This is a genomic window from Ignavibacteriota bacterium (assembly GCA_019637995.1).
Lineage (GTDB): Bacteria > Bacteroidota > Ignavibacteria > Kapaibacteriales > UBA2268 > JANJTB01.
Genome location: JAHBUQ010000002.1, coordinates 1,233,870 through 1,257,242 on the forward strand (window position 1 = coordinate 1,233,870; position 23,373 = coordinate 1,257,242).

At 33.7% G+C, this 23,373-nt stretch carries 18 protein-coding genes; 6 read left to right on the forward strand and 12 right to left on the reverse strand.

What is annotated here, in order from left to right; translation table 11 throughout:
- Positions 1-4 precede the first annotated feature (4 nt).
- A complete protein-coding gene (locus KF896_11225) occupies positions 5-913 on the reverse strand; it encodes an FkbM family methyltransferase (GenBank protein ID MBX3044279.1) in 909 nt (302 codons plus the stop codon).
- 100 nt (positions 914-1,013) lie between these two features.
- On the opposite strand from KF896_11225, the gene KF896_11230 reads away from it, so the two are divergent.
- The 4 genes from KF896_11230 to KF896_11245 all read left to right on the forward strand — a co-directional run bounded on the left by KF896_11230 (position 1,014) and on the right by KF896_11245 (position 5,189).
- Positions 1,014-1,634, forward strand: a complete 621-nt coding sequence (locus KF896_11230; protein MBX3044280.1) for a DNA-3-methyladenine glycosylase — start codon at positions 1,014-1,016, stop codon at positions 1,632-1,634.
- A gap of 94 nt (positions 1,635-1,728) precedes the next feature.
- Entirely contained in the window at positions 1,729-2,520 is a 792-nt protein-coding gene (locus KF896_11235; GenBank protein MBX3044281.1) for a hypothetical protein, read from the forward strand.
- 1 nt (position 2,521) lies between these two features.
- Positions 2,522-4,012 carry a hypothetical protein gene (locus KF896_11240; protein ID MBX3044282.1) on the forward strand — a complete coding sequence of 497 codons (1,491 nt, stop codon included), beginning with the start codon at positions 2,522-2,524 and terminating at the stop codon, positions 4,010-4,012.
- A 169-nt stretch (positions 4,013-4,181) separates the two neighbouring features.
- Entirely contained in the window at positions 4,182-5,189 is a 1,008-nt protein-coding gene (locus KF896_11245; GenBank protein MBX3044283.1) for a methyltransferase, read from the forward strand.
- Positions 5,190-5,191: 2 nt separating this feature from the next.
- On the opposite strand, the gene KF896_11250 is transcribed toward KF896_11245, so the two are convergent.
- Genes KF896_11250 through KF896_11260 form a run of 3 tightly spaced genes read right to left on the reverse strand, consistent with a single transcriptional unit; the run spans position 5,192 to position 8,262 of the window.
- On the reverse strand, positions 5,192-6,085 hold the full coding sequence (locus tag KF896_11250) for a DUF58 domain-containing protein (protein MBX3044284.1): 894 nt from the start codon (positions 6,083-6,085) through the stop codon (positions 5,192-5,194).
- 60 nt (positions 6,086-6,145) lie between these two features.
- Positions 6,146-6,856 (reverse strand): hypothetical protein, encoded by a 711-nt coding sequence (locus KF896_11255; GenBank protein MBX3044285.1) that lies wholly within the window; start codon positions 6,854-6,856, stop codon positions 6,146-6,148.
- Positions 6,856-8,262 (reverse strand): T9SS type A sorting domain-containing protein, encoded by a 1,407-nt coding sequence (locus KF896_11260; protein ID MBX3044286.1) that lies wholly within the window; start codon positions 8,260-8,262, stop codon positions 6,856-6,858. Before KF896_11260 ends, KF896_11255 begins: the two co-directional genes overlap by 1 nt.
- 415 nt (positions 8,263-8,677) lie before the next feature.
- Here KF896_11260 and ileS point away from each other — a divergent pair, with 415 nt between their 5' ends.
- Positions 8,678-11,926: an isoleucine--tRNA ligase gene (ileS, locus tag KF896_11265; GenBank protein MBX3044287.1), complete on the forward strand. Its 3,249-nt coding sequence runs from the start codon at positions 8,678-8,680 to the stop codon at positions 11,924-11,926.
- 63 nt (positions 11,927-11,989) lie between these two features.
- Here the strand turns inward: ileS and KF896_11270 are convergent, their stop codons facing one another.
- From KF896_11270 to KF896_11305, 8 genes are all read right to left on the reverse strand, one after another.
- Positions 11,990-13,036 carry a GDP-L-fucose synthase gene (locus KF896_11270; protein ID MBX3044288.1) on the reverse strand — a complete coding sequence of 349 codons (1,047 nt, stop codon included), beginning with the start codon at positions 13,034-13,036 and terminating at the stop codon, positions 11,990-11,992.
- Positions 13,036-14,172 (reverse strand): GDP-mannose 4,6-dehydratase, encoded by a 1,137-nt coding sequence (gene gmd / locus KF896_11275; protein ID MBX3044289.1) that lies wholly within the window; start codon positions 14,170-14,172, stop codon positions 13,036-13,038. The genes KF896_11270 and gmd overlap by 1 nt, the downstream gene beginning before the upstream one ends.
- Positions 14,173-14,176: 4 nt before the next feature.
- Complete coding sequence (leuS, locus tag KF896_11280) at positions 14,177-16,726, reverse strand: leucine--tRNA ligase (protein ID MBX3044290.1); 2,550 nt, start codon at positions 16,724-16,726, stop codon at positions 14,177-14,179.
- 54 nt (positions 16,727-16,780) lie between these two features.
- Positions 16,781-17,059: a YcxB family protein gene (locus KF896_11285; GenBank protein ID MBX3044291.1), complete on the reverse strand. Its 279-nt coding sequence runs from the start codon at positions 17,057-17,059 to the stop codon at positions 16,781-16,783.
- A 45-nt stretch (positions 17,060-17,104) separates the two neighbouring features.
- A complete protein-coding gene (locus tag KF896_11290) occupies positions 17,105-17,302 on the reverse strand; it encodes a hypothetical protein (GenBank protein ID MBX3044292.1) in 198 nt (65 codons plus the stop codon).
- 134 nt (positions 17,303-17,436) lie between these two features.
- On the reverse strand, positions 17,437-18,570 hold the full coding sequence (locus KF896_11295; protein ID MBX3044293.1) for an ATP-binding protein: 1,134 nt from the start codon (positions 18,568-18,570) through the stop codon (positions 17,437-17,439).
- Between the two features lie 166 nt (positions 18,571-18,736).
- Positions 18,737-19,168, reverse strand: a complete 432-nt coding sequence (locus tag KF896_11300) for a hypothetical protein (protein ID MBX3044294.1) — start codon at positions 19,166-19,168, stop codon at positions 18,737-18,739.
- A 61-nt stretch (positions 19,169-19,229) separates the two neighbouring features.
- Positions 19,230-19,442: a hypothetical protein gene (locus tag KF896_11305; GenBank protein MBX3044295.1), complete on the reverse strand. Its 213-nt coding sequence runs from the start codon at positions 19,440-19,442 to the stop codon at positions 19,230-19,232.
- A gap of 212 nt (positions 19,443-19,654) precedes the next feature.
- Between KF896_11305 and KF896_11310 the strand changes: the two genes are divergently transcribed.
- Positions 19,655-23,278, forward strand: coding sequence for a TraB/GumN family protein (locus KF896_11310; GenBank protein MBX3044296.1), 3,624 nt, complete (start codon positions 19,655-19,657; stop codon positions 23,276-23,278).
- Positions 23,279-23,373: the final 95 nt, after the last annotated feature.

Here is a 23,373-nt window from a genome sequence, read left to right on the forward strand (position 1 = left end):
TAAATCATCTTTTATATGCTAAAATTGTTCCTCTATAATTGTCGATCTCTTTTTGAAGTTCATACCCTGCATCTTTAACCAGTGGGATAATTTCATTGTAAGCTGGCTTACCGTTCACCTCGTGCAGAGCTTCAATAAGCAGGAATGGAGATTGAGAATTAAGGAAATTTGATGCTCCTTTAATAGCTTCGATTTCGGCGCCCTCGATGTCCATTTTCAGATAAGCAACATTCTGAATGCCGTGTTTTTGAATAATATCGTCAAGACGCTCGCAGTAAATAGTTTCAACATTTTTCCGCTGAAAATGGGGGTCTCCGGTGTAATCAATTAATGTATGCTCGCCCGGACGATGACTAATAAAAAATTCCTTAGTGCATTTTTCAGACCATAGAGCATCCGTAATAATCGTGCAATTCGTAATGTTATTAAGTGAAAGATTTTTCGTTAGCGTTTTTCGATTTTCTTCATTCGGCTCTATAGCGAAAATATGCCCGCTTTTGCCGATTTTTTGAGCCGCCTGAACCGTAAAACCACCGATATTTGCACCCGCATCAATAACTACATCACCCTCTTTAAGTTTGCCATAGCGGAAATATTCGCTGTAAATAAACAGTTCGCTCAAAACCTCATACATAAAGAAAAATTTATTCACATCAAGAATTTTATCCATTTTCGACTTTGTGCCAAAATTATACCTTTCCGTAAAATTTCTGTCAGCGGGAAATTTTGACGGTGGTGAGCTTAACTTGATACCGTTTTTTAGTTCAATTACAATATCTCCGTCTGAATCAATTTCAGATTTAGCGATTATGTTATTAACTTCGTAATATTTATTAAAAAACCTGTAAAATACCAGCTTTACCGGCAAAAATAGTGGAGAATCTGAATCAGCAATTTTATTTTTAATTGACATAATTTTTCCGATTTTAAAAAAGTATGATTACAAAAATACTTATTTTTCGGGATTATTCGATTATTTTTGTAAAAATTTAAATTTCAAAATATGTAATTATATGCAGAATAGAGAATTGTTTGAAAATTTGGCGTGCAAGAGGTTGGATTTTGATTTTTATCAGAATGAAACTTCGGAGGTTGCAAAATTGCTGATTGGTAAAGTGCTGGTGAAACAAACAGGTGATAGTTTACTTACGGGCATTATCAGCGAAGCCGAAGCCTATATATCTCAGGGTGATGCTGCGAGCCATTCAGCCTGCGGTCAAACTAAACGAAATGAAGCGATGTTCTTTGCCGGTTCAACTGTTTATGTCTATAAGATTTATGGGATTCATTATTGTATAAATGTTGTAACTGAGCCGGAAGGAGTAGGGGCGGCAGTACTTTTGAGGGCAGTAATACCAACTTATGGAATTGAAATTATGTCTGAAAACAGAGGTATTTGCCGATATGAGAGGCTATGCTCCGGTCCAGGAAACTTAACTCAGGCATTTGGCATAGATTTAAGTCATAATACAACGTCATTTTTATCGGATGAATTATTTATCAGCAGCTTTGGAGGTTTGGTTCATCCGGAAATAATTGCAACTGAAAGAATCGGAATAACAAAATCATCAGACTTAAAACTTCGTTTTTTACTGAAGAATGTCAGTTATTTTCTTAAAAATTATAAAATTTAGATAAAATCTTATAAATATGAAATAATTATTTGTTATATCGCTGAGAAATAATTATTTTGGAAGTTTATCAATTTGTTAATGATAAATTATAATAATGAAAAAAGTAGATTCACTATCATCGGCACGCGGCAGACTTCTTTTGCAGGAAGTCTATTATGAGTTGAAGTACAAGAAACAGTTAGGCTCTATTTCGATATTGTTGAATATGTGGCGTATCTGTGTTTATGATACAGACTTATCGAAGTATGTATCTGTTGAAATTAATGTTCTGCATCGTCTTGGCTTTTTGCGTGGTACAAAAATCTGGATGGAAGAGGTTGTCAATCGCTTCTTTTTCTCAACAATAAATTCGTTTGTATATTTCGGAGCAGCAGTACTTCTTGTATTGATTGGTGTACGCCGCTTCAGCGAAGCAATGAGCGATAATCTGGTAATAGCAGGTGTTATATTTGAAGCTGCACTACTATTTTTTATGTTCATCGTTATGCTTTTTACTCCCGATGAAGAGAGTCCGACATTTACTTACATAGACTCAGAAGAAGATGTTCAGGAGGAACTTCTAACAGAAATTGGTGAGATCGCCCGTGATTTTGCTCAATCAGCAGTACAATTAGAAAATCTGACTGAGGAAATTGCCAAAATGAATATCAATCAGGAAAAGTTGGTTGATAAATTGGATAAGCTTGCAAGTTCCTTTGCTGATGCCTCTTCGCCAAATCCTGATATGCTCGAAATAATGAAGCAGACTAACTCTGAACTTGAAACTTTCAGGTACGTAGTCTCTGAACTTAATAAGTCAGTAACAACTCTCAAAAAAGAAGAAGTCGAATTTGCCGTTCGTAAGGAATTGGAGAAAATAATTTCAAATAATGTTATAAATTCCTGATATGAAAAACAGCCGTAAAAAGAAGATTGTTGAAATTTATTTTATTCTTTACCTTGCTGCTTTGGTACTTCTCATACCGGGCAAGGATAACGGCAGTAGCAGCGAACATAAACCTGAAATCCGGCAAAGAATCTTTCAGCTTCCTTTCAGCTTAAAGCCTGAAAAAAATGCACTGAATGCTACAGTGAAGCTCGATTCAACCGGAATTACTATCTTAGCTATGGACTCGGTCAATACAATATTTTATACCGGACAAGTTAAGAATATTAAATTTGATGTTAGTGTTGAGGATAGAAATTCGCGGCAAGTTCTCGCTTTGGATAATCAAAGCAGTAGTGATTTCTTTCGTTACCTTAGTAATGAAGCAACTCAAACTCTGAAGTTTGTATGGGACCCGCCGCTTTATGACAGAAAAAGTAAGACTTATATTGTAAAAATTAAAGCATCAGCAATCAGTACAGAAACTGATAATGTCGGATTGATTCTTGAAGATGAAGTACAATTCAGTTTAAATTTAAATTATATTACAGACTTTAATTCTGCAATTCTAATTGCTGCAGATGCTACTGATAATTCTGAGATAAGACAAGAAAATACATTAACAAGTGAAAATCGCAATCTTATACTCAGTCGTTCTAATATGTTCCTGTCCCCAAGAGAAGATATTGTCAGGTCAATTGCTTACACTACTTGGGAGAATGAGATTTCAATATTTGGTTTAGATCCGAAGATTGATTTAAGAAAGCAGCCACTTATAAAAATTATCAGAGAGCCTGATAATAGAATCGGTGGTAGTGCTAAAATTACCGGATTTACTGATGCAGGGCTTCTTATTTCTGGTGATACCCCGGGTTTTGGTTCAATGAAAGTTCAGGTGTCTATTACAAGACATGCTGACGGCAAAGAAGCTATGCGTGAATTTCGTGTGCAGCCACAGCTAATTGATGAACCAAATATTGAAACAAAAATTTATCCTGATATTAAGTATAAATTCGACCCAAAATTACCGGTGCTATCGGGTCAGAAGACTTATGCTTCGCTTAAAACTCAGGACGGAAAAGTTTATGCATCAAGTGAAACAGGTGGAGAATTCTCAATTATTCCATCAATAAATGATACCGGAAAGGTTTTGTATTTCGAAAGATTTGTTGATGATAAAATTATTGGACAGAGAGTTGCCGTAAATATTTCTATGTATCCGAAGCCTGAGATAACAAGGGTATCTGAAACAGGTAAAAATACTCTGAGAATAATGACTAACTGCTATGGAGTTCATAATAAAAGAGAGAATTATATTGCTAAAATCAACATCTTGCCCGGAAGTAATGCTAAAGTAAGGGAGATATTTGGTGCTCAAAAGAATGAGGATGGAACATTTATTTTCAAGCAGGTTTTTGAAATTACTCCGCTAAATTCAGGTAGTGATTTCAAGTTTCAAGTTCAAGCGGAAGCAATTAACGGGCAAAAATCAGATATTTTAAATTATCCTTAATAACAGTATTTTCACATATACTTCAATTTTTAAAAAAAATCTTAAAAAAATAATAGTTTAATTCCCTTTTTTCATTTTATAATTGATAATTATAAATAAGTTTCGTAATTTGGAAAATAATTTTATTATAAAATTAAAAATATTTTTTTGGATTTGAACGGAGATAAATATGTCGCATAATTACAATCTTAAAAAGATAGAAAATAGTCTCGAATTTATCGAAGATATAGCCTTTGCATTTAAAAAAAGCAGAGTCCTGCTTACAGCAAGTGAGCTGAATGTATTCGAAGCAATAGGTTATCGTTCACTTTCCGCCAAGGAAATTGCCGAGGCTTTGCATCTTGATATTAAATCAACTGAAAGGCTTCTTAATGCTTTAGTAGGTATTGATTTACTCGAAAAGAAAGACCAAAATTACAATAATACTGAGGCTTCATTGAAGCATCTTCTAAGAGGAAGCGATGCATATATCGGCTCTATTGAGCATCTTGCTGACTTGTGGGATACTTGGACAAATCTCACCGAAACTGTCAGACAAGGTAAACCCTTGCAATATAATACATTACAAGAAAAATCGCCGGAATGGCTGCATGCTTTTGTTAATTCCATTTTCTGGCGTTCAAGTATTGAAGCTCCCAATGTTGTATCCCATTTGCACCTGAAAGGAGTTAACAGGGTATTGGATTTAGGCGGGGGAAAGGGAGCATTTACATGCAATTTGATTAAAGCAAGTCCAACTATCAAAGTTACTCTCTTTGATTTGCCACAAGTAATTCCTTATGCAGAAGAATATCTCTCAACTTCAGGTGTCAGAGATCAGGTTAATTTATTAGCCGGTGATTTCACTACTGATGATATTGGCAGTGGTTATGATATGATACTTTTATCAAATGTTATCAGTTTCAGATCAATTTGGGAAAATGTTACTCTATTGCAGAAATGCTTTGATGCTCTAAACCATGGCGGGCAAATAGTAATTTATGATATGGTTATCAATGACAGCAGAACAAAACCTTTGAACCATACTTTATTTTCACTAAATATGCTACTTAATACAATGTCAGGTGATGCTTATACTGAAACCGATATCTGGATTATGCTTCGTGAAGCATGGTTTAGGGATATATCAAGAATCGAAACTAAATTTGATTCATCAATAATGATAGGTATCAGATAGAACTAAATTTTTCGCCTTTTTGTTAAATAATCTCTCAAAGCTTTGTCAAAAGGTTTTGAAGTATCAATAAGGTTATAATCAATATTATGATTATAGCATTCCTTTCTGATATCATTAATGAAATTTTGTGCTGCTTCAGAGTATGATTTTTGTATTTGATACGGAACTGTAACCATCTCTTCACCTGTTTCAATATCTTTGAAATTTGCACTGTTGCCCAGCTTGAAATCTATTTCCCGAGGGTCTAAAATATGGAAGATCAAGACTTCGTGGTTTCTATGCCTGAAGTGCTTTAAGGCTTGCAAGACTGATTGTTTATCATCAAAAAAATCACTCATTATTATAACCAATCCTCGCCTTTTGATTCTTTCTGCAATTTTGTCAAGTGAAACAGCTGTTTCGGTTTCTTTTGAAGGTTTTGTATTAGCAAGAGTCTTTAAAATTTCAGATATATAAGATGGTTTAGACCTTGGTGGGAGGAATTTATTAATATCTTTATCGTATAATGTGATGCCGACTGCATCACGCTGATTAATCATAAGAGTTGCAAGTGCAGCTGTAAGATAGCAGGAATAATCATATTTGGAAATATTCCCTTTTGATGCATAACCCATAGAAGCGCTTGAATCTATTGCAATCATAGCTCTGAGATTTGTTTCTTCTTCGTACTGTTTTACATAAAACTTATTGGTGCGGGCAAAAACTTTCCAGTCAATATTTTTTGTTTCATCACCATGACGATACTGGCGATGTTCAGCAAACTCAACGCTGAATCCATGATATGGGGAGCGGTGCAAACCCGTAATAAATCCCTCAACTACAAGTCTTGCAATAAGCTCAATATTTCCAATTTGTGCGGCTGTTTCCGGCTCTAAATATTTCCTGTAATCCTGCACTTAATATTTTCCAATTATGTAATAATTAGATATTGACGAAGTATCATGACTATTTGTGCATCAATATTGGTTTACCATATCTCCGGAAATTAAAATTGGAGTGCATGGGCTTTCGCTTGCATTTTCAAGCCAAAGAGGCATTCCTGAGAAAATGTATTCGCCTTCAGGTACATTGTGGAGATTCAGTAATTCAAAAATTATTCCTTTCTGAAATATTTTTTCATGTATTGGTCTTTCATATTCACCTGGATTATAATCAGTTGATTTCCAGGTAGTGCCGAATAAATGAAATTTCTCAATATTGCATAAATACTCTGCACCGGATTCATCTAAAACAAATACATAATTTTCGAGATGATATCCAAATTTATTGACAGGACTATTTTTATTACTTATTAAAATTTTTCCCGGGATTTTATTAATTCCTAATGATTTAATTTTTGAATCAATATCAACTTCAGTAATTTCGCATAAGAAATTATTTTCAGAGATGACACGGTAATCTTTTTCAAAAGCAATATGTAAGCATTGTCCAAAGAAATATTCAGGATATTGTTCAATTAATACATCCAATGTCAGACCTGAATTATCTGTATGCTTACCTGATTCGGAATGCGTAAGAGAATGTGGTTTGAAAGAATGCTCATCATAATTAACAGGCGGAAGTTTGCCCGGCTTTTTTGAGTAGATATTTTTTATCGAATATGGACTTCCTTCCTTCCATAAACCCGGCAATTCGGACGATATTTTCAAGCCGATATTATAAATCATTATTTGACAAGGTTGATTTTCTTAATTATTTCTGAATTATTTGAAGTTAGTTTAATGAGATATGTTCCAGTAGTAAATTCAGCTAAGTTCTTTGAATAATAGATATTTTCTATCTTCTGAGATACCAGAATGTTGCCGCTTATATCAAATATTTCAATATAATTTATAATATTATGACTCATAACATTCAGCATTGTATTATTAATGCTAATTTCAACTTCATCTTCAGTATTAGTTATTGAACTCAAACCTTTGAGTGAAAAAATATTGCCTGAAAAATCTATTGCATTTAACTCGCGAATTGCAAAAGATGGGTTTTCGCTGTTAAAAACTAATTTAAAAATTTCACCTGTTTTTGACTTATTCTTAGATTTTAACTCATTTGAACTAACAAAATAAATATAATTATCTTTTTGAAAGAAATGAAGATAATTATCTTCGGGCAATAATTTCCCTAAGTCTATTCCAACAAATTCATTACTTTCAGATAATAATTCTATATAACCTGCAACACCGGAGAAATCTCTCTCACTGGAAATTTGGACAGGATATGAATAATTTGATTCATCTGCAAAAATTTGATTAGTTATTTTCGACTGAATTCTGTCGGGTTCTTCAGTCTTGCCATGTGGATTTAGAGTATCCTTGCCGAGGTTATAGGTTACAATCAGCATATCTGATGTTGTAATGTCACCATTACCGTCACAATCTACATAAGTTACAGCCGAACTGTCCCAGGTAAGTACTCGCTGTGGAGTCCACAGAGCTGAGGAAGCATGACGCTTGAAGCTTTTGAAACCTTTCGTTGCTGATCCCATTCCAATATATTGAGAAACAGGTACAAAATCCAGATGGTCAACTGCACCATTATTATCTGTATCTCCGGGCCATACATTGACATAGCTGTGGATTACAAAATTCAATGGCTGAGTAGAAATAGGTATTGAAATCCCTCCGGTTGAATCTAATGCCGTAGCTACTGGTCTGTCAAATGTCATAAATAAATTTTCGAGATTAGGAGCATTTTTCAGAACTACGAATTCAAGTTCGATTACTTTTGGCAATGTATTTTCGTCAGGTTGGGGGAAAAGACCGGAGCTTACACCAATGATTAAACTTGATCTTTCCTCGTCAATATCTATATTAACTGCTTGAAGTACATTGTAATCTCCCTGATTCCATTGAGAAAATTTAATATAGTCCTTTTGGTCGTAAATCAATCTGAATGAAATACTGTTACTTTTTGGCAAACCATCCAAATAAATCTCAAAACCAAATTTATAGGTAGCAGTTACAAACCGTGCATCTTCATTCAAAACATCAGTACGTTTGATAATGAAATTCTGAGAATATGCACAATAATAGCCCTGCATTAACAATATAAGTATCAATATAATCAATTTCATATATAATTCTCTCAATTATCTGTATAACAAATTCTAATAAGCAATGAATGTGCCAAATCTGTATATCGTCAATAATCTCAATGCTTTTTGCTTTTTTTTTCAGATTATTTGAATAAAATTGTAATATAATATGGTAAGAATTTATGTGATTTTGAATATTCTGAAGTATCAATTGATTTCTTAATATTTTTTCGTGCACTTTGACTCAGTTTGTTCAAAGCTTGCCAAATGGCTCAGCAAAACATATTTAAATATCATAGTATTCATCATATGATATCATTGAGACAATATAAATTCAATATTATATTTATTCCATCACCCACCCAATTCAACTATTTTTGTATGCTTTCCAATTTTTTGCTATTTTTTTCGTATTTTTATAGTCTTAATATTTACAATTTGCGGAAATTAATTTATGTTTAAGCCACTACCGGATAAATTGTCTTATCCCGAAATAGAACATGAAATTTTAAAATTTTGGAAAGAAAATGGTATTTTTGAAAAATCTTTAGAGCAGAGAAAAGATTCACAATATTACAGTTTTTATGAAGGTCCTCCTACTGTGAACGGTAATCCCGGCGTGCATCATGTTATGGCTCGTACAATTAAAGATACTATCTGCCGCTACAAAACAATGAACGGCTATTTTGTTCGCAGACAAGCAGGATGGGATACACACGGTCTTCCGGTAGAAATAGAACTTGAAAAACGTCTTGGGCTTAAAGATAAATCAGATATTGAAAAATACGGCATTGAAAAATTTAATGCTGCATGTAAGGAATTTGTTTATTCTAATATTGAAAAAGATCAGGGCTGGGGCTACCTGACTGAGCGTATGGGTTACTGGGTTGACCTAAAAGATGCATACATTACCTGTACAAATAATTATATCGAGTCAGTTTGGTGGGCATTAAAAACTTATTTCGATAAGGGCTTGATTTATCGTGGCTTTAAAGTCGTTCCGCAGTCGCCGACAATCGAAACACCTCTAAGCTCACACGAATTATCTTTGGGTTATAAGGATGTCCGAGACCCGAATTGCTACATAAAATTAAAAATCACTTCAAGCCCGATTAAAGCAATTGAAAATGCGCGGCTATTGGTTTGGACAACAACTCCATGGACGCTGCTCGCAAACGTAGCTCTCGCTGCAGGAGTAGATATTGATTATGTTCATGTCCGCAATACACGTAAGCAAAAAGAAGATGTTCTGATTGACGAATTAGTTCTTGCCAAAGCCAGATTATCAGCCCTTGATGGCGAATATGAAATATTAAATGAGTTCAAAGGTTCAGAATTAATCGGTACAAGATATGAGCAGATTTTCTCATATTATAAAATTGATTTTGAGCAATTTCCCGACGCTTTGAGTGTGCTTCCGGGTGATTTTGTTTCTACTGAAGATGGTTCTGGTATTGTTCACTTGGCACCCGCTTTTGGTGAAGACGATTATCAGATGTCACGAAAATACAAGATTCCATTTGCCCAGCCGGTAACTCCTAATGGTCATTTTACAGATGATATGGGTGAATTTGCAGGTCGCGCTATTAAAACTTTCACTTATAAAGACCATACAGAAGAAGGTAGCGATAAGGATATTGTCGTAGCTCTTAAATATGCTGATAAAATTTACCGCTCAACAAATGATTATTTGCACAGCTATCCGCATTGCTGGAGAACAGGTAATCCGATTATGTATTATGCGCGTGAATCATGGTTTATCAAATCTCCTGAATACAAGCAGAATATGATTGACCGCAATAAAGAGATCAATTGGCAGCCCGCTGAAATCGGCGCCGGAAGGTTTGGCAACTGGCTTGAGGAAGTTAAAGAATGGTCACTCTCGCGTGATAGATTCTGGGGCACACCACTACCGATTTGGGTAAATGAAAATGATAAATCGGATTATTTCGCAATTGGTTCGATTGAGGAATTATCGCAAGGTATTTATGTCTTTGAAGATGGCAGAAAAGTACCTGTTAAAAATTGCGGAATTGAGGTTGACCTTCACAGACCATTTGTTGATAATGTAATTTTTGAGAAAAACGGCAATAGCTACAAGCGTGTTCACGAAGTAATTGACGTTTGGTTCGATTCTGGTGCTATGCCTTTTGCACAATTGCATTATCCCTTTGAAAATAAAGAATTATTCGATAAAATATTTCCGGGCGATTTCATAGCTGAAGGTATTGACCAGACACGCGGTTGGTTCTATACTTTGCATAATATTGCTGTGGCATTATTTGACAAACCGGCTTACAAAAATATCGTCGTCAATGAGCTTATTCTTGACAAAAATGGCGTGAAAATGTCCAAACGTCTGGGCAATACAATTGACCCGTTTGAACTAATGGAAAAATACGGAGCTGATGCGGTTCGCTGGTATCTTTTTGTGAACAATCCACCTTGGAAAACAACAAAATTTAATCAGGAAGATATTGCACGAACTGTGATTTCAGACTTTTTACGCTCACTTACAAATACTTATGCATTCTTTGCTTTATATGCAAATATTGACGGATTTACCGGAAATGAGCCGGAAATTCCGGTATCGGAGCGTCCTGAAATTGACCGCTGGATTATTTCAAGAGTGAATACACTTGTGAAAGAATACCGCAATTTAATGGAAGATTACGAAATGACAAAAGCTCCGCGTGCAGTCCAGGATTTTGCAATTTACGAGCTTTCAAACTGGTATATCCGAAGAAATCGCCGCCGCTTCTGGAAAGGTGAAAAAGATGACGAGAAAATTGCTGCATACCAGACACTTCGCGAGGTTCTTGTAAAAGTTCTTCAGCTGATGGCGCCTCAGGCACCGTTCATAAGTGAAGATTTATATCAGAGATTGAGAAATGATAATGATGCTCTTTCAATTCATCTTACCGATATGCCGGTTGCTGATGAATCACTCATTGATACTGAACTTGAGCGACGTATGGATGCCGCTCAGAAGATTACTTCACTTGCACGCAGCTTGAGAGAAAAAGCAAATCTTAAAGTTCGTCAGCCGCTTCGCAGAATTTTGGTTCCGGTAAATAATCCTACTGAAAGAAGAGATATTCAGCAGGTTGAGGATATTATAATTGAAGAAATTAATGTAAAAGCAATTGAGTTTATTACTGATAATGATTCTGACATAGTTCGCAAAGTAGCAAAACCGAATTTCAAGATTATTGGCAAAAAATACGGCAAATCTACTCAGGGCGTGGCTAATTTCATCAAGTCAATGACAAATGAAATGATTAAATCTATCGAAAAAGCCGGTGTTCTGACTACCACTATTGATGGAAACGATTTGGAAATATCATTTGAGGATATTGAAATTCAGAGTGAGGACATCGAAGGATGGCTCGTAGCAACTGAAAACGGTATCACAGTTGCACTCGATACATCGCTTGATGACGGCTTAATCAATGAAGGTATTGCACGGGAGTTTGTCAACCGTATTCAAAACCTTAGAAAAGATTCAGGTTTTGAGGTTACTGATCGAATTAAGATTCAATACGTTGCAGGCGAAAAAATTTCAAGTTCAATCGAACTTATGACTGATTACATCAAAAATGAAACTTTAGCTGATTCACTTGAATTTTGTGAAAGTCCAGAAAATGCTCACGAAGTTGAATTAATTGAAGAAACAGTAACAATCGCATTAATAAAGATGTAACTCTTTATCTCTAATCCCGCCGGCTGAGAGAGCCGGTGGGATTTGGGATTGATTGCATAACATTTAATTCCAGCCTTCAAAAAGTTTTCTTATGCCTTCTTCCAAAGTAATTTCAGGTTTGATGCCGAGAACAAAAGCACGGCTACTGTCTAATAGTTTGACAGGAGTGCCGGAAAGCCCCCGGGAATTAAATTCAATTTCACCGTTGAATCCTGAAAGAGATTTTATTATTTCAGCAAGTTCAGAAATTGATATATCAGAGCCACTGCCAACATTAAGAAAATCACCAATATCTTTTACGGATATTTTCTGTGCAACTTCTATTGCAGCTTTTGCAATGTCATCAGCATGCTCAAACTCACGGCGTATTTCACCTGAACCCCAGAGTGAAACTTTTTCTGAAGTAACACCAACATTTTTTAATATTTCAATTATATCTGCATCGGAATAATTCTGCTTATCATGTCCGAAGCCGATTTTATGATTTGAAAAATCATCTCTGATTGCATCATAATTGTTGTCAGAAAGAAGTTTCGCCAATCGGAATTTCCGAATTAAAGCAGGCAGTACATGGGAAGTTTCAAGATTGTAATTATCGCCAAAACCGTATAAATTGGGCGGCATAATTGTAATAAATTCGCAACCGTATTGCTGATGATAAAAATTGCATAGTTTCAGAGCTGTAATTTTTGCAATTGCATAAGCATCATTAGTCGGTTCAAGTTCTCCGGTTAGCAGGTATTCCTCTTTCATTGGTTGGGGAGCAAATTTAGGATAAATGCATGATGAACCAAGATTTATCAATTTTTTTACACCATATTTATACGATGCATGAATAATATTCATTGCTATAGCAAGATTATCATAAATAAATTCCGCTTTGTATGTGTTGTTAGCCAATATTCCGCCAACCTTAGCTGCAGCAAGGAAAACATATTCAGGATTTTCCATCTCAAACATATTTTCAACATCAGATTGACGTCTTAAATCTAATTCATCGAAAGAAAATTTTATAATGTTTGAATAACCAAGCGACTCAAGCTTTCGCACAATCGCAGAGCCGACCATTCCATTATGACCGGCAACATAAATTTTTGATTCCAAATTCATTAATCTAATCCGGATATTTGTAAATTTGCACTCCAGTCGAAATTTAGTTCTTTATGGATAGCAAAACCTTCTCCCGGTGGAGTTAGTCCATGCTTTAACATATCGCTATCCATCATAATTTTGATTAATTCATTAAATTTTACTTTCGGCTCTCTACCAATAAGTTCTTTCATATTAGTAATATCAGCACGAAGATGCTCAACTTCGGTCGGACGATAATATCTCGGGTCAATTTTAACAACTTCCTGCCCAATTTTCAGGACATCATTCCAGTGGCTGTCGAAACTTTCAACAATTGATTTTTCATTATCACCACTGCCCTTCCATAAAATTTTTACTCCACAATAATTAAAAGCAGCATCAAGGAAATTGCGAACTGTATAACTTACACCTGTACCTATTACGACATCCACCGGTTTATCAAGCTGCATTAAATCATAAATAATTGACATATATTCAGGTGCATAGCCCCAGTCGCGGTATGCATCAAGATAACCGAGGTAAATAGTAGAGTCAAGCCCCGACAAAATTCTCGATATACTTCGTGTAATCTTGCGTGTAACGAATGTTTCGCCACGGCGGGGACTTTCATGATTGAAAGTAATCCCGTTAGTTGCATGAATGTTATATGCCTCACGGTAGTTCACTGTTGTCCAGTAGCTAAATAATTTTGCCGATGCATAAGGACTTCTCGGTATGAATCCGGTTTTTTCGTTTTGGGGTGGAACAGCACCTCCGTATAGTTCTGAAGTGGATGCCTGAAAAAATTTCACGGGTTTATCCATCCTCTTGATTGCATCGAGCATACGAACAGTAGCAAGTCCTGTTACATCTCCTGTGTATTCAGGTAAATCAAATGATACACGTACATGACTTTGGGCTGCAAAATTGTAAATTTCATCAGGTTGAATTTTGTGAATAACATCACTGATAGCACCTGAATCAGTCATATCTCCGTAGTGCAGGTACAAATCAGGGTTTTTGTGCCTGTCAGCATAAATATGGTCAATTCTTTGAGTATTAAAAGTACTTGCTCTTCGGATAATTCCATGAACTTTGTATCCTTTCGAAAGCAGAAGTTCAGCCATATATGAGCCGTCCTGCCCTGTAATTCCCGTGATGAGTGCTGTTTTCATACCATTAACCTGCTATAAAATTTATCAATTTATTCTTAACAAAAATTACTTTACGAATTTGTTTGCCTTCAAGATGTTTTTGTACAAGCGAGTCGGCAAGTGCTAATTTTTCAACATCTTCCTGTGCCAAGTCAAGAGTTACCTGCAATTTTGCACGAATCTTGCTCGAAACCTGAACGACAAGTTCGATTTCATTCTTAATGGTTTTTGACTCATCATATTCAGGGAATTTTGCAAAATAAATGCTTTCTTTATGCCCTAAAACTGCCCATAATTCCTCAGCAATATGAGGAGCAAATGGTGCAAGGCATAACACAAGCGATTCCATAGCAATTTTTGGCTTAATGTCATATTTGTTGAATTCATTAACAAATATCATCATTTGTGCAATTGAAGTATTGAAACTCAGTGCCGGAATATCCTCACTCACTTTTTTAATAGTGGAGTGCATAACAAATTCCTGTTCTGACGTAAGTTCAATATCCTGAACATTTGGAGAAAGTTTTCCATCTTCAGTGGCAATTAATCTCCAAGCACGATTAAGGAAATTAAACACACCAACTATATTTTTTGTTTGCCATGGTTTTGTAGCTTCAAGAGGACCTAAGAACATTTCATAAAGGCGAAGAGAATCTGCTCCGTATTCATTTACTACTATATCCGGATTGACAACATTGCCGCGTGATTTTGACATTTTTTCACCATCTTCTCCTAAAATCAATCCCTGATGGAACAGCTTTTTGAACGGCTCTTTAGTTGAAACATAGCCGTAATCAAACAGAACTTTGTGCCAGAATCTTGCATAAAGCAAATGCAACACAGCATGCTCAGAACCACCAACATAAAGATCAACTCCGGCAGGGTCCATCCAGTATTTTTGCTTTTCTAAATCACTGAAAATCTCGTCATTAGCATTGTCAAAATATCTCAAATAATACCAGCAAGAGCCGGCCCATTGAGGCATTGTATTTGTTTCGTAACCTGCTTTCTTTCCAGTTTTTTTATCAATAAAATTCACCCATGAATCAACCTTTGCCAGTGGTGATTCTCCGGTACCGGCGGGTTGAAAATCTGTTACTTCAGGTAAAACAAGAGGCAATTCATCAATTTCTAATGCGCGTTTTGTACCATCTTCAAAAAACATAATCGGCATCGGCTCACCCCAGTATCTCTGACGTGAGAAAAGCCAGTCCCGTAATTTGAACTGTACCTTTGCTTTTCCGATTCCTTTAGTCTCAAGCCAAGAAATTGTTTTTAAAATTGCTTCAGGTGACGGTACACCATTCAGAGATAATTCATTATTTTCGGAATTGATACCAACGCCACTCTTTTCGCAGAAAGCAGCTTGCTGAATATCAATCATTTCACCCTCAGTAGGTGCAACCACCTGAATAATCGGCAAGCTAAATTTTGTAGCAAATTCGTGGTCACGTTCGTCATGCCCGGGAACAGCCATAATCGCACCGGTGCCGTAGTGAGCAAGTACATAATCTGCAATCCATATTGGAATTTTCTCACCTGTTGCGGGATTAATAGCATAACTTCCAATGAATAATCCGCTCTTATCCTTATTCAATTCCTGCCTTTCGAGGTCACTTTTTGCAGACGCCTTTTCTATATAATTCTTAACTGATTCTGCATTATCCTCACTTGTTAATTCATCAACAAGAGCGTGTTCAGGGGCAAGCACAAGATAAGTGGCACCGAAAACTGTATCGGGACGTGTGGTAAATACTGTAATTTCCTTTCCTGATTCTGTTTTGAATACAATTTCACCACCTACACTTTTGCCAATCCAGTTTATCTGCATATCGCGTGTGGACTGGGGCCACTCTACCAAATCAAGGTCGTTTAATAATCTGTCGGCGTATTCTGTAATGCGTAACATCCATTGACGCATAGGGCGACGCTCCACAGAATAACCCTTACTTTTCCACTCGTCCACTTCCTCATTTGCAAGAACAGTGCCTAATGCTTCGCACCAGTTCACCGGTTTCATAGAGATAAATGCAAGACGACGGCTATCTCGGTAATCCTCAATTTCTTTTTCATCTGTAATATGAGAAGGTATCGGGAGTTCGCTGATTGGGCGTGCTTTCTGCAAATCGTGGTCATACCAGGAATTATAAATCAGGGTGAACATCCACTGCGTCCATTTGTAATAATTAGGGTCTGTGGTATTAACCATAACATCCCAATCATAATTGAACCCAAGTGAATTAAGCTGACGGACAAAATTTTCGATATTATCTTTTGTGGCATCAACGGGATGAATACCTGTTGTCATACTGTATCGCTCTGTGGGCAGACCGAATGCGTCAAAACCCATAGGATGCAGTACATTATACCCTTTCATATTGTAAAAACGGGCAATAATATCAGTTGCAGTGTATCCCTCAGGATGTCCGATATGCAACCCCGCACCACTCGGATATGGGAACATATCAAGCACATAGAATTTGGGCTTGGAAAAATCAGTTCCGGTTTTAAAAGTTTTATTTTCAGCCCAATACTGCTGCCACTTATTTTCAATATCTTTAAAGGGGTATGCCATAAGATTTTAAATTTAATTATACATTTTACAAACTTACAAAAATACGAAAATAAATTAAGAAGTTATCTTATCATTGATAATTTTAATCAATTCATCTTTATCTTCATCACTCAAATAAGTTTTTGGAATAATTAATGCATTAATTGAGGTAGAATATACAAAAACATATCTGTCATCTTCAACAACTTTGTTCAATTTGGAGATTATTATAACTGTTGTTAATTTCTGATTAATTATGGTCAAAGAATTGTCAATGATATCTAAAGTTTGCTGACCAATAAGACCTTCGTTATTACCTTCATTTAGTAAGCTATTAACTTGACGTTTAATCAACCAAAATCTATATTTTTTTGTCAAATATATGATTAATGCAGCAATTTAAAATACAGGTATAAACATTGCGAAAGATTCATAGCTGATATTATTAAAATTGAAAATAAAATATATCAGTAATGTCCAAAGTACAAAAAAAACTTTTTCTCTTAATCTCCTTTTTCTCTCAGTTTCAGAATTTTCATGATGATAAACATTGAAGTTTATAATGTCTTCTTTAGTAACTTCGTAAGTCAATTTCATAGAATTCCCAAAATTTATTAATAATTTTTAAACCATAATTGTTTATTATTTGTTACCGAATTTTTCAATTGGTTTAGACCAAGATAAAATTCATACTTATACATTTTACAAACTTACAAAAATACGAAAATTATTCAATTCAAATAATCTCTTTTGAACCAATACAGAAATACAGGGTCAGAAAAAATCAGTTTTCCGTAATTATCTATCAATAAATCATTTTTTAAAAGTATTTTTATATTTTTCATTGCATTTGCAGGTGTTCCGAGTTGATACCTTCTCATGACATCAACTGATGAGAACTGGGTTTCTTCGCCTGCAACTGCTTTTAGAAGATTAATTTGAGTTCTGCTTAATATCTCAATCTCTCTTTTGAATAATGGTAAATTGGAGTTTATAACCTCATTGAGCGAGTCTGTTATTATCTCTTCGGTAACGCTTTTATGGGTTTTATGCCAGATAAAATAACATATTTGCTGTACATACCAAGGATGATTCTGCATCAAATCAGCTATTTGACCGGCAAATTCTACAGTAATAACCTTCTTGGTTTCAACAAACTTTGAAGTTATGAAATCTATCCATTTTTCTCTCTTAATTTTCTGTAAAAATAGTATGTCGCCAAATTTATAAAAAGGTTTTGAACTATCCGTAAAAATTTCTTCCATCAGGTGTCTTCTGCTTCCATAAAGACAATATGTAACATTCTTCTGCTTTTGCCAGATAGAGCGAAGTTTTTTATCAGCATCTTCATAATCCTTATACCCTGCGATATTTTGAAATTCATCTATGTTTATGATAAATTTAATTTTTTTCCTCACAGCAATTTCCTCTGCGAGATTAAGAATTTCATCATAATCAAAATCATTGTTGTTAAAATCAAATGACAGACTGAAATCAGATTGTGGAGAGGCTCCGAAACTTAATCTTGGAATTACATTTTTGAAGAAATCTTTCCCGGCATTAATCCAGTCTTCAGCTCTATTCGAACTTGCTTTTATTACACTTTTTGCAAAGACTTCCAGAAAATCCTGAAAGGTATTTGAGGAAAATAAGTCTATATTTACAACAGCTATTTTGGAATTCTGTTGCATTATTTCATTGGAAACCCGCTCTACAAGTGAGGATTTGCCCCATCTGCGAGGCGATATAATCATTGTATTTATTCCGGAAAACATATTATTCTTTAATCGCAGCATTTCGTCTTCACGATTTGTGAAGGCATCTTCCGAGACAGTTTTACCAAATATAAAAGGAGAAGCAAGCATATTTTATACCAATTAGTATTATACCACTTGGTATTATACTATTTAGTATAAATTTTATTGTAAATATTATGGTAATTAATAATATATATGAATATATTTTGTTCATATTTATACAGATTTGATAATTTGTATAATACCAAATGGCATTATACCACTTGGTATAATACTAATTGGTATAATTTATCTTTTTAGGTTTTATTTTTGATACAATCCAAAACACAATAAAAACTATCGAATAAAAAAACAAAAATACTAAAGCATCCATAGCATCTAATGATACTCTTTTTTCTGTACCAATGTTATCAATATAAAACTTAAAAGGTTCAACTAAGGAAAGAATTGCAAAGAAAGTCATTAGCAAATATATTATTACCCAGCCCCAAAATGTATTAAAAAATATTTGAATTATTAGTAGAACAGATGGGATTAATACTAACCAGAAATACGATATTCCTATTGAACTCATTGAATTATAATCATAAATATCAAAAAAAAGCCAAATCCAGATTAATAATGCAATGACATATAAAATTCTTTGGATTCTTGGATTTTCAAGAATTTCGTTCAACTTCAAATTTACTTTTTTTAACAAGTTCATATTGATTAAAATAAATTTTAATTACTTCCTAAATTACAGATTTTCAAATACGATAGAATTTTTAAGCATTGAGTTCTTTGCCATCGTTTGGTGTATAAATATCTTCATCTTCATCTTTGAGAAAATCGAATGCCGGGTTGTTTGAAATTGAATTTAGCCATAAAATTTCATCTTGACTATCGGATTTATAATTTGCGATTTGTATTTCATCAATTATGTCATGAGTTGAAGTCATTTCATCTTTCTCTAATGTCGGAGCTAAATTTAAATTCATTTTATACATCCAAGATTTTCCTATATTAACGAGTATTTAATTGTTAAATTTTTAATACGAATTTTTACAAATATTTTAAATTTTTTCTTACAATATTCTGACATTTTGCGGACAGTTTCCGAAAAATGTTTTCAAGTTTTTTGTTCTTTCAAAAAAATATTATTATTTTAGAGAATAAGAATTTGAAAATGCAAAATAATTAATGGTTAGTTATGAAAAAAGCCCTTAGACTTGTAGTTCTGCTGCTTATAGTAGTAACTTCGGCAAATGCTGAATATTTTGCCGGACCTGAGTATAATCATAAACTCTGGCGTATCAGCGGAAATGGTCTGAACAAAGACTCCTACATTTTTGTCCTGCATAATACAAGCAATAAAAAAGCATTTATGCTGGAGGATTCTGTTATATCAGCTTTTAAGAAGGCAGATTTGATTATACAGAATCATAATTTCATTGATAAAGACAGGAATATGATTCCTGAAAAAAGGCATTATGATTGGTTTGATTTTGAAAAACATTTTTCCCCCGAGACACTCAAGAAAATTGAAGATTCTGTAGAAGCACGAGGAGGGCATTTCATGAGAGTTATTAGCTCGCGCTCATCATTTCGGTTGTTAAGAAGTTTGAGGTCATCAAATAAGTATCAGGATACAAATATTAATTACAAAACTGATATTAGTACTACTTTGAAAAATTTGACTTTACTTGAGGAAAAAGAATTCGACGGTATTTTTGATATTAATTACTGGATTGAGTATTTTCATAGTCTTACTGATGATGAAAAAGTTGAGGATATACTTAAAAATTTAGACGAGCAGAAATTAATATCTAAAGAAAAATTATTTACACAACTTTATTCTAAAAATAGATTAGATTCGATTTTTAATTTGACAGTGATTGAATATAAACCTCATGATTACCAAGAATTTAATAAAATGAGAGATAGCACTATTAATTTCATAGTCAAATATTTAAGTAATAAATCTGTTTTCGTAGAGTTGCCTGTACGAAATGCAATTGGAAATGATGGAGTGATTGATAAACTCAGACAGTCAGGATATTTGGTCGTGCCTATCAAATGCGATACATACACAGATTTGTTCCGCTATGTAAATAATTACGACGATATGGAATGGACTGATTTCAATATTGAAGAATTTGGGATAAGTATTGCTTTGCCCAAGCTTTATCTTATTGGTAATAAATCAAATACAAATTTTAGTTGCAATTTTATGGATATTACAACAAACATGTTATATTTTGTAGAGGTTTATGATGTTCCTGACTTCTCAAGTACAAATCCTCTGAAATATTTTCATGAAGCTAACTTAAAATTACGTGCTGATTATACTGAGAATACATCCCTTAATCAAATTTATACTCCTGATTCATTGATAAAGTTTGCCGGTGAAGCAAAAAGGAACAGGTATCACCAAAAGTATCATTTAGTTTACCATGATAAGAAAATATTCAAATTAACTGCAATAACTGATACTTTAAACATGAATTTAAAGCATGCAGATAAGTTTTTAAGTAGTTACAAAATAGGTAAAATGCCGGAAGTTAAAAAATATCTTTATACATCACCATCTAAAGACTTTCAGGTAGAATTTCCAAGTAAACCGCAATATCGTCCTATTATTATTCCCAAGAGAATGGATACCAGTTTTGATTTAAAGTCAGAAGATTATCAAAATATGAGTTTTTATATGTTGAACTCAAGTAAATTTTCTGAAGACCATTTTTTTAATGATGATAGTTTCTTATATAAGAATTTTGAGTTTGTGACAAACAATAAAAAAATTCCGCAACAAGATATTATTATTAATTCAGAAATTAATAATTTTAAAGGTTTCTCAAGTCTTAATTTTGAGTATAAAGTTGATAGTATGAATGTTTGTTACAAGACGATACTCGCTTTTAACCGATTTTATATGTTGCACATTCATAGCCCAAATGAATTGAATAAAGATGTCAGAGATGAGTATTTCAGTTCATTTAAAATCACTCTTAATCATAATACACCAATGACAACAATTGAAACAGAAACTGCTAAGTTCAAATTACCGGAGAATATGGTTAGAGATTCATTGATTGAAGATGATAGAAATAGTGAGAAAGTCCAATGGGGTTTTTCTAAGTATTTTATTAGACAAGATTATCTAGATACAATACTTGGTTTTTCTTTTCACTTCAAAATTTCTGAAATGACCGATTATTATTTCGAAACTCCTGAAGAATTTAAAGAAAGTTCAATCCGATATCTGACAGACCAATTTGGACCTAACGAACTTATTTATTGTGAACCTTATTCTGAAAAGATTGAAAATTCCTATATATTTGAAGTTAAATCAACAAAATCTAAAGCTGTTATGAAAGGAATATTTTATCCATATAAAAATGCTACACATAGTCTTGAAGTTCGTACTCATCAAGCATTCTTGGATAGCTCTTACATTAATGATGTTTTTGATTCTTTTGAAATTACTTTTGAGCCGGAAGAAGAGCAGGAGTTGTTCAGAAATAAATTGCTGGATGCTACGAAGTATGCAATAAAAAATAAGAATATTGAAGACCCGATAGAATTTTCTAACGAATTTGTCAATGCATTGATTCATACACATGATTATAAGAATTATTATGAAAGTATTGAATACTTAGTAACGAAAACTGATTCTGAAAACTATATTCTAAGTTATTTATTAAAGCAAATCAGCACAAAACTCTCAAAAATTGAGTATTCAGAAATGATTAAAAAGTCAATAAATTTGAATGGTTCTAATAAATTAGATTATAATTTTATATTTTTAAAAGCACTAAGTTTGATTGAAGACAATGAAATCAGAAAATATACTTTAGAACAAATCATCCGTAATAGCAAAGAATATAAGGATGATTCCAATTATTTTTTGCCATGGTATTATGATGATTATGTTTTAACATCAGATACACGAAATTTTATTAAATGGATTTTTAAAGATATTTTTAAGAGTATATCTCTTGAAGAAATATTATCAAATCCAGTTTACTCTGAAATTTTAAATATTCCGGTATTACAAAATCCGATTTCTCATTTTTTGAATTATGATGTATTATATAAAATCAGGAATTCTGACAAAATTCAAATAGATGAGCCCCTATTGATAAAATCCTTTAAAACATTTATAGACAAAGACTTAGAAGATGAAATTGATATTGCAGTATCATTTAATGAATACGCCCAAATGTTGATTTTCTTATGCAAATCCCCTGCATCATTAGATTTTATTGAAAACTATATTTTTTCTCATTACGAATGTAATCACTCAAACAAATTTTTATATTATGCTTTAAATAATCCATCTAATATTTATGAAATCAACAAAATTTTTGGAATTAGACAATACATAAGTCGTGGCTATAAAATATTACACAAAATTGGTAAGCTAGACCTAATGCCTCAAAAATACCTCAACTATGAATCTATTGCTGAAGCACAATTGCTTAATTTTTACTTGACATTTGGATTGATAGATTTGCAAATTCAAGATAAATTTATACATACCGTTTCGAATAATAAAAAAGAAGAATACTTTATGTTTTTTCATGTTTTGACTACTGTCATTGACTTTGAAACAATATCAGATGATGGTGATGCTGAATATGAAAGTAGTAAAGTTACTATTTGCGTTGGTCCATATCCAAAGGAGATTGACATACACAATCTTGAAATACCAGATAATATGATTTGTGCTTCACAAGGTTTTATTAAAAAAGGAGAATTTGAGAAGTTTATCCAAGTCCGCAATGGTGAAGAAATTGAAGGCATAGAATGTTTTGATTTGAATGATTTTTAATCAATTCGGGTAAATTCCTCGAAGATTGCTTCGACTTTTTAGAAAATATTCCATCTGTACTTGATACCCCGTTGCTTGCGATGGGGTAATTCATT

What these genes read in the sequence shown, in the direction of transcription:
- KF896_11235 (MBX3044281.1), top strand. Translation starts at nt 1,729, where the DNA reads ATGAAAAAAGTAGATTCACTATCATCGGCACGCGGCAGACTTCTTTTG.
- ileS (MBX3044287.1), top strand. Translation starts at nt 8,678, where the DNA reads ATGTTTAAGCCACTACCGGATAAATTGTCTTATCCCGAAATAGAACAT.
- KF896_11305 (MBX3044295.1), bottom strand. Translation starts at nt 19,442, where the DNA reads ATGAATTTAAATTTAGCTCCGACATTAGAGAAAGATGAAATGACTTCA.
- KF896_11255 (MBX3044285.1), bottom strand. Translation starts at nt 6,856, where the DNA reads ATGATTTATAATATCGGCTTGAAAATATCGTCCGAATTGCCGGGTTTA.
- leuS (MBX3044290.1), bottom strand. Translation starts at nt 16,726, where the DNA reads ATGGCATACCCCTTTAAAGATATTGAAAATAAGTGGCAGCAGTATTGG.
- KF896_11240 (MBX3044282.1), top strand. Translation starts at nt 2,522, where the DNA reads ATGAAAAACAGCCGTAAAAAGAAGATTGTTGAAATTTATTTTATTCTT.
- KF896_11295 (MBX3044293.1), bottom strand. Translation starts at nt 18,570, where the DNA reads ATGCTTGCTTCTCCTTTTATATTTGGTAAAACTGTCTCGGAAGATGCC.
- KF896_11290 (MBX3044292.1), bottom strand. Translation starts at nt 17,302, where the DNA reads ATGAAATTGACTTACGAAGTTACTAAAGAAGACATTATAAACTTCAAT.
- KF896_11310 (MBX3044296.1), top strand. Translation starts at nt 19,655, where the DNA reads ATGAAAAAAGCCCTTAGACTTGTAGTTCTGCTGCTTATAGTAGTAACT.
- KF896_11260 (MBX3044286.1), bottom strand. Translation starts at nt 8,262, where the DNA reads ATGAAATTGATTATATTGATACTTATATTGTTAATGCAGGGCTATTAT.
- KF896_11230 (MBX3044280.1), top strand. Translation starts at nt 1,014, where the DNA reads ATGCAGAATAGAGAATTGTTTGAAAATTTGGCGTGCAAGAGGTTGGAT.
- KF896_11300 (MBX3044294.1), bottom strand. Translation starts at nt 19,168, where the DNA reads ATGAACTTGTTAAAAAAAGTAAATTTGAAGTTGAACGAAATTCTTGAA.
- KF896_11225 (MBX3044279.1), bottom strand. Translation starts at nt 913, where the DNA reads ATGTCAATTAAAAATAAAATTGCTGATTCAGATTCTCCACTATTTTTG.
- KF896_11270 (MBX3044288.1), bottom strand. Translation starts at nt 13,036, where the DNA reads ATGAATTTGGAATCAAAAATTTATGTTGCCGGTCATAATGGAATGGTC.
- KF896_11245 (MBX3044283.1), top strand. Translation starts at nt 4,182, where the DNA reads ATGTCGCATAATTACAATCTTAAAAAGATAGAAAATAGTCTCGAATTT.
- gmd (MBX3044289.1), bottom strand. Translation starts at nt 14,172, where the DNA reads ATGAAAACAGCACTCATCACGGGAATTACAGGGCAGGACGGCTCATAT.